Annotated in this window: 10 protein-coding genes and 1 pseudogene; 7 read left to right on the forward strand and 4 right to left on the reverse strand. The window is 69.8% G+C overall.

Annotated features, from left to right (window positions below; genetic code table 11):
- Window positions 1-16: 16 nt before the first annotated feature.
- From rfbB to rfbA, 3 genes are read left to right on the forward strand one after another with little or no spacing between them, the layout of a single operon-like run.
- Window positions 17-1066, forward strand: coding sequence for a dTDP-glucose 4,6-dehydratase (rfbB, locus tag VGL30_RS16570; RefSeq protein WP_331541127.1), 1050 nt, complete (start codon window positions 17-19; stop codon window positions 1064-1066).
- Window positions 1063-1962, forward strand: a complete 900-nt coding sequence (gene rfbD / locus VGL30_RS16575) for a dTDP-4-dehydrorhamnose reductase (protein WP_331541128.1) — start codon at window positions 1063-1065, stop codon at window positions 1960-1962. The genes rfbB and rfbD overlap by 4 nt, the downstream gene beginning before the upstream one ends.
- Entirely contained in the window at window positions 1959-2855 is an 897-nt protein-coding gene (gene rfbA, locus VGL30_RS16580) for a glucose-1-phosphate thymidylyltransferase RfbA (protein WP_331541129.1), read from the forward strand. The genes rfbD and rfbA overlap by 4 nt, the downstream gene beginning before the upstream one ends.
- Before the next feature lie 51 nt (window positions 2856-2906).
- Here rfbA and VGL30_RS16585 read toward each other — a convergent pair whose 3' ends face one another.
- Window positions 2907-3542 (reverse strand): helix-turn-helix domain-containing protein, encoded by a 636-nt coding sequence (locus tag VGL30_RS16585; protein ID WP_331541130.1) that lies wholly within the window; start codon window positions 3540-3542, stop codon window positions 2907-2909.
- Between the two features lie 150 nt (window positions 3543-3692).
- On the opposite strand from VGL30_RS16585, the gene VGL30_RS16590 reads away from it, so the two are divergent.
- From VGL30_RS16590 to VGL30_RS16605, 4 genes and pseudogenes are all read left to right on the forward strand, one after another.
- Complete coding sequence (locus VGL30_RS16590; protein WP_331541131.1) at window positions 3693-4508, forward strand: UDP-2,3-diacylglucosamine diphosphatase; 816 nt, start codon at window positions 3693-3695, stop codon at window positions 4506-4508.
- Between the two features lie 57 nt (window positions 4509-4565).
- A pseudogene (locus VGL30_RS16595) lies at window positions 4566-4751 on the forward strand (TetR/AcrR family transcriptional regulator); the annotation flags it as partial.
- Window positions 4752-4865: 114 nt separating this feature from the next.
- Window positions 4866-5960, forward strand: coding sequence for a glycosyltransferase family 1 protein (locus VGL30_RS16600; protein WP_331541135.1), 1095 nt, complete (start codon window positions 4866-4868; stop codon window positions 5958-5960).
- Window positions 5961-6047: 87 nt separating this feature from the next.
- Entirely contained in the window at window positions 6048-7169 is a 1122-nt protein-coding gene (locus tag VGL30_RS16605; protein WP_331541132.1) for an acyltransferase, read from the forward strand.
- 34 nt (window positions 7170-7203) lie between these two features.
- Here the strand turns inward: VGL30_RS16605 and VGL30_RS16610 are convergent, their stop codons facing one another.
- From VGL30_RS16610 to phnE, 3 genes are all read right to left on the reverse strand, one after another.
- Complete coding sequence (locus VGL30_RS16610; RefSeq protein ID WP_331541133.1) at window positions 7204-8241, reverse strand: substrate-binding domain-containing protein; 1038 nt, start codon at window positions 8239-8241, stop codon at window positions 7204-7206.
- A gap of 30 nt (window positions 8242-8271) precedes the next feature.
- Window positions 8272-9549: an OprO/OprP family phosphate-selective porin gene (locus VGL30_RS16615; protein WP_331541134.1), complete on the reverse strand. Its 1278-nt coding sequence runs from the start codon at window positions 9547-9549 to the stop codon at window positions 8272-8274.
- Between the two features lie 184 nt (window positions 9550-9733).
- Window positions 9734-10708: a phosphonate ABC transporter, permease protein PhnE gene (gene phnE, locus VGL30_RS16620; protein ID WP_331541136.1), complete on the reverse strand. Its 975-nt coding sequence runs from the start codon at window positions 10706-10708 to the stop codon at window positions 9734-9736.
- Window positions 10709-10721: the final 13 nt, after the last annotated feature.

Consider the following 10721-nt stretch of genomic DNA (forward strand, 5'->3'; position numbering starts at 1 on the left):
ACCTGCGAACGGCCCGATGAAAATCCTGATCACCGGCGGCGCCGGGTTCATCGGATCGGCGGTCGTGCGCCGCGCCGTCGCCGACGGCCACGAGGTGGTGAACCTCGACGCGCTCACCTACTCGGCCAACCTGGAGAACGTGGCCGGCGTGGCGAACTCGCCCCGCTACGCCTTCGAGCACGTCGACGTGGCCGACGCGGCCGCCGTGTCCGGAGTGTTCGCCCGCCACCGGCCCGACGCGGTGATGCACCTGGGCGCCGAGAGCCACAACGACCGGGCGATCGAGGACCCGCTGATCTTCGTGCGGACCAACGTGCTGGGCACCGCCGTGCTGCTGGAGGCCGCGCGGGCCTACTGGCGGGGACTGGAGGACGCGGCCGGGGAGCGGTTCCGCTTCCACCACGTCTCGACCGACGAGGTGTTCGGGGCGCTGGGCGAGGAGGGCGCGTTCTGCGAGGACACCCCCTACGATCCCAACTCGCCCTATTCGGCCAGCAAGGCCGGCGCCGACCATCTGGTGCGCGCCTGGGGCCGCACCTTCGGCCTGCCGGTGGTGCTGACCAACTGCGCCAACAACTACGGCCCCTACCAGTTTCCGGAGAAGCTGATCCCGACGGTCATCTTGCGGGCGCTGGAGGGCAAGTCGATCCCGGTCTACGGCGATGGCCGGCAGGTGCGCGACTGGCTGCACGTGGACGACCACGCCGAGGCCTTGCTGCTGGTGCTGCAGAAAGGCCGGCTGGGCGAGACCTACCTGGTCGGCGGCGACTCGACCCAGCGCAACATCGAGGTGGTGCGCACCCTCTGCGCCAGCCTTGACCGGCTGGCGCCGGCCAACATCGGCCACGCCGAGCGGATCGCGTTCGTCGCCGACCGGCCGGGCCATGACTTCCGCTATTCCATCGACGCGTCCAAGTTGATGCGCGAACTGGGCTGGGCGCCCACGCGCGCGCTGGGCGACGGATTGCATGACACCGTGCGTTGGTATGTGGAGAACCGCGACTGGTGGCAGGGGATCCGTGACCGTGGCTTCCATTCCGAGCGCCTGGGTCTTGTGAAGGCATGACGCTGCAGGTCCTGCAGTTCGGCGCCACCGGCCAGCTGGCGCGGGAGGTCCTGGCGCGCCAGGACCGCAACGTCGCGGTCAAGGCGCTGTCCCGCGCCGACGTCGACCTGGCCGACCCCGCGGCGGTGGCCCGGGCGATCGCGGCCGAGCCGCAGGTCGACCTCGTCCTCAATGCCGCCGCCTACACCGCCGTGGACCGGGCCGAGAGCGAGCCGGAGGCGGCCTATGCGGTCAACGCCCGCGCGCCCGAGGCGATGGCCAGGGCCTGCCAGGCCCGCGGCGTCCCCCTGGTGCAGGTCTCCACGGACATGGTGTTTTCCGGAGCCGGCGCCGGCGCCTATGTGGAGGAGGACCCGGTGGGGCCGCTGCACGTCTACGGCGCCTCGAAGCTGGCCGGCGAGGAGGCCGTGCTGGCCTATTGCGACCGGGCCTCGGTGATGCGGGTCTCCTGGCTGTTCTCGGCGTACGGGAGCAACTTCCTGCACCTGATGCTGCGCCTGGCGAACACCCAGCCGGTCCTCAAGGTGGTGGACGACCAGCGGGCCCGCCCCACCGCCGCCGGCGACGTGGCGGCCTTCATCCTGAGCCAGGCCGCCCGCCTGGCCCGCGCCCCGGCCGGCGCGTCGGAGTGGGGGCGGCTGCATGTGGTGAATTCCGGCTGCGCGACCCGCGTCGAGATGGCCCGGGCGATCTTCGCCCTGGCCTGGCCCGACCGGCCCGCGCCGGCCATCGAGCCCGTGCCCACCAGCGCCTTCCCGACGCCGGCCCGCCGGGCGCTGAACGCCGAGCTGGACGCCTCGCGGCTGGCCAGGGTGTTCGGCCTGCAGCTACGCCCCTGGCAGGAGGCGCTGGAGGACGTGATCGCCGAGATGCAACCCCAGCTGGCTCCCGCATGAGAAAAGGCATCGTCCTGGCCGGCGGCTCCGGCACCCGCCTGCACCCGCTGACGCTGGCGGTCTCCAAGCAGCTGCTGCCGATCTACGACAAGCCGATGATCTATTACCCGATCTCGGTGCTGCTGCTGGCCGGCGTGCGCGAGATCCTGATCATCACCACGCCGGAGGACCAGGCGGGGTTCAAGCGCCTGCTCGGCGACGGCTCGCAGATCGGCTGCCGGTTCGAATACGTCGTCCAGGAAAAGCCCGACGGCCTGGCCCAGGCCTATATCCTGGGCGAGGATTTCGTGGGCGGCGAGCCCAGCGTGATGATCCTGGGCGACAACATCTTCTTCGGCCAGGGGTTCGGGCGGCTGCTGCAGGCGGCGGACGCCCGCATCCACGGGGCCACGGTGTTCGGCTACACCGTGCAGGACCCCGAGCGCTACGGCGTGGTGGAGATGACCCCGGACGGCCGGGTGCTGGGCATCGAGGAGAAGCCCGCGGCGCCGAAGTCGAACCACGCGGTCACCGGGCTCTATTTCTACGACGGCCGCGCCAGCGCCTTCGCCAAGTCGCTGCAGCCGTCGGTCCGCAACGAGCTGGAGATCACCGCCCTCAACCAGTGCTATCTCGACGCTGGCGACCTGCACGTCCAGCTGCTGGGCCGCGGCTTCGCCTGGTTGGACACCGGCACCCATGACAGCCTGATCCAGGCGGGCGAGCTGATCCGCACCCTGGAGCAGCGCCAGGGCCTGCGCATCGGTTGCCTGGAGGAGGTGGCCTTCCGCCGGGGCTGGATCGACCGCCAGCAGCTGGCCGCCCTCGGCCGCGCCCAGGCCAAGAGCGAATACGGCCAGTACCTGCGCGACCTCGCCGAGCGGCCGATGGGCACGGACGAGCCGGCGGAATAGGATTGGCGCGCCCTCTCCCCCCGATTCCGGGGCGAGGGGTATATTCTCAGCCTATTCCGGCCAGAGGTCCTGCAGGTCGCCCTTGCGGTTCAGCATGCGCACGGCGCGCTTGACCACCGCCAGCAGGCGCTCGCGGCGGATCTCCTGGTCGTAGGTGAGCGAGCCGCGGGCCAGGCCCTCCAGCAGGAAGCGGCCGAGGTCGCGGCTGGTCTGGAAGCGCGGGTCGTCGCCGGCGCGGGCCAGCGCCAGGAAGCGGTCGCCCACCTGGGCGTGGTCGAAGGCGCTCTGGGCCTTGGCCAGGCGCTCGCGCAGCATCCCGTCGCTGCGGGCGGCGGCCTCCAGCTCGGCGAAGGCCACGAAGGGGACCTCGTGCAGCAGCGCCCAGTAGGCGTCGATGGCGTGCTCGGCGGCGTCGACGCCGCCGGCCGGCGGCGTGGCGGCGGCGCGCTCGAACAGGCGCGCGCGCTCCACCTCGATGTGGGCGACGGCGGCGGCCACCAGGTCCTCGCGGCTGGCGAAATGGTAGAGCATGGCGCCGCGGGTGAGCTTGGCCGCGTCGGCGATCATGCCGTTGGTGGCCGCGTGATAGCCCACCCGGGCGAACAGGTTCATCGCCGCGTCGAGAATCCGCGCGCGGGTGCGCAGAGACTTCGGCGTCTCCTTGGCGGGATAGGTGCGGCCGTCCATCGAGCCCAAATCTTATCGACCTTGAGAGGTCTTCCGAGCGTCCCCGTAGCAGGGTGTTGCGCTGCGGCGCCAGCGGCCTTCCGGCCTTTCATTAAAACGACATGCAATCAGCCTATCCGGCAGGCAAATCAGGCCGTCTGGGGGACGTTGATGGGCGATCCGGATCTGCGCCGCTACCGGGCGGTGTTCATCTCCGACATCCACCTGGGGACCCGCGGCTGCCAGGCCGAGCTGCTGTTGGATTTCATCCGGCATATCGAGTGCGAAACCCTCTATCTGGTGGGCGACATCATCGACGGCTGGCGCCTGCGGCGCGGCTGGTTCTGGCCGCAGAGCCACAACGACGTGGTCCAGAAGGTGCTGCGTCTGGCCCGCAAGGGCGTCTCGGTGATCTATGTGCCCGGCAACCATGACGAGATGATGCGCGACTTCTGCGGCGTGCATTTCGGCGGCGTGGTGGTGGTGCGCGACACCGTGCACGTGACCGCCGACGGCCGCCGGTTCCTGGTGACCCACGGGGACGCCTTCGACGGCCTGGTGCAGGTCGCCCCGTGGCTGGCGCGGCTCGGGGACTGGAGCTACGGCCTGCTGCTGGCGGCCAACACCCTGTTCAACCGGGCGCGGCGGCGGCTGGGCTTCGGCTACTGGAGCCTCTCGGCCTATCTGAAGGGCCGGGTGAAGAACGCCGTACAGTTCGTCGACGCCTTCGAGAGCGCCGTGGCCGACGAGGCGCGCCGGCGCGGGGTCGACGGGGTGATCTGCGGCCACATCCACAAGGCCGAGGTGCGCCAGATCGCCGGGGTGACCTACGCCAACGACGGCGACTGGGTGGAGAGCTGCACCGCCCTGGTGGAGCACCCGGACGGGCGGCTGGAGATCCTGGACTGGGCCAAGGTCCGCGCCTGGTCGCGCCTCGATCGCAAACACAAGCCCGTGAGCGGCGAGCCGGCCCCGGTCCTGGCCTAGCGGCGCGCACGTCGGTCAGATTGACACCGCCTGCGAATTCCTGACAGTGCCGCTGCCATGATCCCGCCGAGCCCCGTCAGCCTGCGAGACCGTCAGAAGGCGGCGACTCGTGAGCAGATCCTGCGCGCCGTGGCCCGCCAGCTCGAGGCGGGGCAGCTGGAGGAGCTGAGCTTCGCCGACGTGGCCGCCGAGGCGGGGCTGGGCGAGCGGACGGTCTACCGCCATTTCCCCACCAAGGAGGCGCTGCTGGGCGCCTTCTGGGCCTGGATCCAGGCTCAGGCCGTGGCGCCGGCCAACAAGCCGCCGCCGGTGCGCCTGCGCGAGGCGATCATCCCGCCCGGCGACAGCTACCGGCCGCTGCGCATCCTGGTGGCCACCGACGCCTGGGAGCCGCAGGTGAACGGGGTGGTCCGCACCCTGACCCGCGTGGTGCAGGAGCTGCGCGACCTGGGCCATGCCGTGGAGGTCGTGAGCCCCGACCAGTTCAAGACCTTCCCGCTGCCTACCTACCCGGAGATCAAGGTGGCGCTGGGGGTCTACGAGCCGGTGCAGGAGCGGTTCAAGGCCTTCGAGCCCGAGGCGATCCACATCGCCACCGAGGGCCCGATCGGCCTGGCGGCGCGGCGGATCTGCGTGGAGTGGAAGCTGCCCTTCACCACCAGCTACCACACCCGCTTCCCGGAATACGTCTCGGCCCGGCTGCCGCTGCCGCTGGCGGCGGGCTACGCCTACATGAAGTGGTTCCACAAGCCGTCGGGGCGGCTGATGGTGGCCACCCCCACCATGCGCGACGAGCTCTCGCGCCACGGCTTCCGCAACATCTCCGCCTGGTCGCGCGGCGTCGACACCCAGGTCTTCCGCCCGCGGGCGCCGGACGAGCCCGACGTGTTCGAGGCCCTGGCGCGTCCCGTCTCCCTCTATGTGGGCCGGGTGGCGGTGGAGAAGAACATAGAGGCCTTCCTGGGGATCGACCTGCCGGGGACCAAGGTGGTGGTGGGCGACGGGCCGCAGCGGGAGGAGCTGGCGCTGAGATATCCCGACGTGGTGTTCACCGGCTCGAAATTCGGCGCCGAGCTCGCCGCGCATTACGCCTGCGCCGACCTGTTCGTCTTCCCCTCGCTCACCGACACCTTCGGCCTGGTGCTGCTGGAGGCCATGGCCGCCGGCACGCCGGTGGCGGCCTATCCGGCGCCGGGGCCGATCGACATCCTGCCGGGTTCGGGCGCAGGCGCCTTGGCCCACAGCGCCACCGAGGGCCTGCGGGAAGCCTGCCTCGACGCGCTCAAGCTCGACCGCAAGGCGGTGCGCGCCTTCGCCGAGGGCTTCTCCTGGCGCGCCTGCGCCGAGGACTTCGTGCGCAACCTGCAGCCCTATCCCGAGCCGGAGAAGACCCGGTTCTGGCGCCGGCTGCGGCGGCTGGCGCGGGTCCGGCGGCGGCCGAAGGCGGCCTGAAGCCTTTCGCGCGAAGCGGACGCCGGCCCGCACCGGCGCGGTCCCGGCTATTGGCGGCGTCCGGGCGCCGGCTAGGGAGAGCAGCGCATGGGGACCGCGCGCGCCGACGACGACCGATACGTCTTCCTCGACTATCTCCGGGCCGCCGCGGCCTGGCTGGTGGCGTGGGACCATCTCGCCGTCGTCATCCCGGCAGGCCTGGGCCGGGTGTTCGGACCGGCCCAGGCCGTGCGCGACGCCGTCGCCGCGCCCTTGGGGATCATCCAGGATTTCGGGTGGTTCGGGGTCGCCCTCTTCTTCCTGATCAGCGGGTTCATCATCAGCGACCGCGCGCGGGTGGAAGGCGTCGGTGAGTTCGTGGTGAAGCGCGTCCTGCGGATCTATCCGATGCTCGCGGTCGCCGTGGGCCTCTCGGCGGCCTTCCTGGCGCCCCAGGGCGACGTGACGGTCCGCAACCTCCTGCTGAACCTGACGCTCGCCAACTACCTGGTGATTCCCCAGGTGGTGTTGCTGGGCGTGGCCTGGACCCTGGTGATCGAGGTGGTGTTCTACGCCCTGACGGCGGCGACCCAGTTCGCCCGCGGCTCGCCGCACCGCATCGCCCTCAACCTGGCGTTCGTGGCGCTGGTTGTCTGGAAGGCGAGGGCGTTCGGCGGCCAGTTCTTCCTGTTCGCCGCGACGGCCTGCTACCTGCCCATCCTGGTGATGGGGCAGACGGTGTACTGGTGGCTGGCGCGCCGCCGGCTGTCGGCGCCATGGGGCCTGGGTTACCTGCTGGCGGCCTACGGCGTCTTCCAGTGGGGCGTGCGGTCGATCCACACCGGCTTCCTGCCGGTCGCGAACTCCTACCTGATCTCGGTGACCTACGCCCTGCTGCTGTTCATCGCCCTGGCGAACGTCGCGCTTCCGGAGCGCCGTCTCGTGCGCCTTCTCTCGGACACCAGCTATTCGGTCTACCTGCTGCACGGAATCGTCGGTTGGGCGGTGCTGGTCGCGCTGAAGCAGGCGCCGCTGACCCTGGCGATCCTGCTGGCGGCGGCGGCCTCGCTGGCGGCCGCGGTCGTGGCCTACCGGCTGGTCGAGCGCCCTGTCCAGCGGCTGGGCCGCCGCCTGACCCGGGCCTGGCGTTGGCGGGCGCCGCCGCATCCGGTTCCGCAGGCGGTCGCGGCGGAATGTGCGCAGGACAAAAAAAGACGCCGCGCCCCTTGAGGGACGCGGCGCAGGAGGGGATGTCGCGTCGTGGTCAGGAAGCGGGGCGCGCCATCGACGGCAGCTTCTCGGCCAGGGCCTTCTGGGCGTCGTGCTGGCCGGGAGGCAGCGGGATCAGCCCGCGGCTCTGCAGGTAGCCGCCCCGGCCGGTGGCCGCGTCGGAGACGAACTCGTCGACGAACTCCTGCAGGCCCTGGGTCACGCCGACCTGTCCCTTCTTCACGTAGATGTAGAGTGAGCGCGACAGCGGATAGGAGCCGTCGGCGATCGCACCGGGGGTCGGCTTGACGCCGTTCACCGAGGAGCCCTTGATCCGGTCGGCGTTCTCTTCCAGGAACGAATAGCCGAACACGCCCAGCGAGCCCGGGGTCTTTTCGATGGTGCCGACGATGGCGTTGTCGTTCTCGCCGGCGTCTACCCAGCCGTCCTTGCGCAGCGGGTCGACCAGTTCCTTGAACTTCTTCTCGTTGTCGGAGCGCAGGGCGTCGGCGGTGGGGAACTTGCGCGCGCCCGCCTCGATGGCCAGCTCGACGAAGGCGTCACGGGTGCCGGAGGTGGGCGGCGGGCCGTAGACCAGGATCTTGTTGCCCGGCAGGCCGGAGCCCACTTCGTCCCAGGTGGCGTAGGGGTTCTTCACGAACTTGCCGGCGCGCAGCACCTGGGAGGCGAGGCCCAGGTACAGATGCTCGACCTTGAACGCATAATCCGGGCCGCTCTTGTCCGTGGCCACGACGATGCCGTCGAAGCCCACCTTGATCTGGACGATGTCCTTCACGCCCTTGGACGCGCAGGCGTCGAACTCCGACTTCTTCATCGGCCGCGAGGCGTTGGCGATGTCCGGGAAGGCGTCGCCCATGCCGCCGCAGAACAGCTTGATGCCGCCGCCGGTGCCGAGGCTCTCGACCTTGGGCGTCTTCTTACCGGACTTCTTGGCGAAGTTCTCGGCCACCCGGCTGGAGAACGGGAACACTGTCGAGGAGCCGGCCGCCCAAACGTAGTCGCGCGCCGCCCAGGCCCCGGTGGCCGGGAAGATCGCCGCCGCCGCAGCGGCGCAGGCCAGAAGCTTTTTCATTGAAGGTCTCCGATTCTGATTTTGCGCGGCCTAGAAATCGATCTGGGCGCGCATCTGGAAGGTATCGGCGTCGACGTCGCGGCCGGGACCGGGGTTGTTGATCTTCGAGTGCGTGTAGTTCGCCTGCAGCCGGGCGTAGGCCGTGGGGTAGTAGTTGGCCCCCACCGTCCAGGCCGTGTACTTGCCGGCGTCCTGCGACAGGGTGCGGGCGGCGGCGCTGCCGGCGGTCTTGTAGGCCTCGGTCAGGTCGGCGTAGTCGTAGCGCACGGCCAGCTCCACCCCGCCGAAACCGCCGGCGGTGATCGGGTCGAGGATCTTCGGGCGGCCGAACTCGCCCTTGGTGGCGTCGTAGTTGCGCATTTCGCCGGTGGGCCAGAAGCTGGCGAACACATAGCCCACTTTGACGTGCGGGTCAGTGCCGGCGGCGACGGTCTGCAGGCGGTTGACCTTGATGTCGGAATATTCGCCCTGGACCGAGAAGTTCTTGTGGATGAACGCCGCCTCGGCGCCGATCGTGGTGTCGGTGTTGCCGACGCCGCCGGTCGTGTAGTAGCGGCCGGAGTCGCCGTAGTTGGTGTTGGGCCGGCCGGCGAAGGCGAAGGCGCTTTCGTCGCCGTGGTTGCGGTAGCGGGCGTAGGCGCCCAGGTGCAGCTTGTCGATGTCGGTCAGGATCGGCGCGTAGGTGACGCGGACCGTTCCGCCCGCCCGCTCGGTGCTGCCCGGGTTGCCGGTGGCGGTGTTGTTGACGTCGGCGTTGTTGATGCTGGCGCCCTGCACCGCGCCCGTCACGGTCCAGTTCATGCCGTTGGCCTTGCCGACCACCGAGAGGACGTAGGAATCGGGGCCCATGTCGCCGTAGGGGCCGCGGTCCATGAAGGTGGTGAAGCGGGTGGAGGTCATGTTCTCGAGGCCGGCGGCCTTGATGTTGCCGACCATGATCGAGGTCATCTCGGTGGGCTTGTACTCGATGACCACGTCGTCCCAGGCCCACGCGCCGCCGTTCACGGCGCCGCCTTCGGCCTTGTAGGCAATGGAGTTGTTGAGCTTGCCTTCGACGCCGAGGAACACCTGGCGGCCGCGGATGTTGCTGGTCTTGTAGTCCGGCAGCGGGGCGACCCGGTCGACCTTCTGGTAGACGTAGTCCAGCAGGATTCGGCCGCGAACCTTGAACTGAACGTCGTCGTTCGTCCATTGCGGCGCGCCTTTCCAGGCGGTCGTGGTCTCCTGCGCCTGAGCACTGGCGCCGAGGCCAAGCGCCAGCACGGCGCCCAGCCCGGCCCCGCCCAGCAGCGAGGTCGAAATCTTCATGGTCGGATCCTTGTAGCTATCCCCAGGCCCTGGATCAGGTTCGATCAGGGTAGGGTCCGCTTAACGAGGTCCCGTGACAGTCCCCGGAAGGTTCCGTGACGTTCTGGCGTCAGTGATGTGACGGCTGGGATTCCGATTTGCGACGGTTTCGTGATCGCTCTCGGCCGGACGCTCCGTAACCGGATCAGAGCAGGCGGCTGCGGATGATCTGCGACAGGAAGTCGATGAGCGACACCGCCACCACGATCACCACCACGATGGCGGAGACCTGGTTGTAGCCGAAGCTGTTGATGGTTTCGAACAGCGTCTGGCCGATGCCGCCGGCCCCGATCAGGCCCAGCACCGTCGCCGAGCGGGCGTTGGATTCCAGGCGGTAGAGGCCGTAGGAGGTCCAGAGCGGCGCCACCTGCGGCAGCACGCCCCAGATGATCTCCTGCAGGCGCACCGCGCCGGTGGCGCGCACGCCCTCCACCGGGCCGGCCTCGATGGACTCCACGGCCTCCGAGAACAGCTTGGCCAGCACCGCGCCGGTGTTGAGGGCGATGGCCAGCACGCCGGCCAGCGGTCCCGGCCCCACCGCCACCAGGAACAGCATGCCCACCACCAGGTCGGGGATCGAGCGCAGCAGGTTCATCAGCAGGCGCATGGGCTGCTGCAGCCAGACGGGGGCGGTGTTGCGCGCGCAGGCCAGGCCGAACGGGACGGCCATCAGGACGGCCAGGAAGGTGCCCCAGAGCGCGATCTGCACCGTCAGCCACATCTTGCTCACATAGAGGTCGAGGTGGGTGAAGTCCGGCCGCAGGAACTCCTGTCCGAACTGCCGCATGTTCTGCGAATTGGTGAACAGCAGCGGCAGGCGGCGCATCTCCACCGGCCCGCGGTCGATCGCCTCGACCGCTTCGGAGAACAGCTTGGCCAGCACCCCGCCGGTGTTCAGCGCCAGCGCCATGACGCCGGCGAAGGGCCCCAGCCCCACCGCCACGATGAACACGGTGCCGATGACCAGATCGGGCACGGAGCGCAACAGGTTCATCAGCAGGCGCATCGGCTGCTGCAGCCAGACCGGCGAGACGTTGCGCGCGCACATCAGGCCGAACGGGATGGCGAACAGCACAGCCAGCGTGGTGCCCCACAGCGCGATCTGCACCGTCAGCCACATCTTGCTCACATAG

Origin of the sequence: Phenylobacterium sp., assembly GCF_036502675.1 — a bacterium.
In the GTDB taxonomy this organism is placed as follows: domain Bacteria; phylum Pseudomonadota; class Alphaproteobacteria; order Caulobacterales; family Caulobacteraceae; genus Phenylobacterium.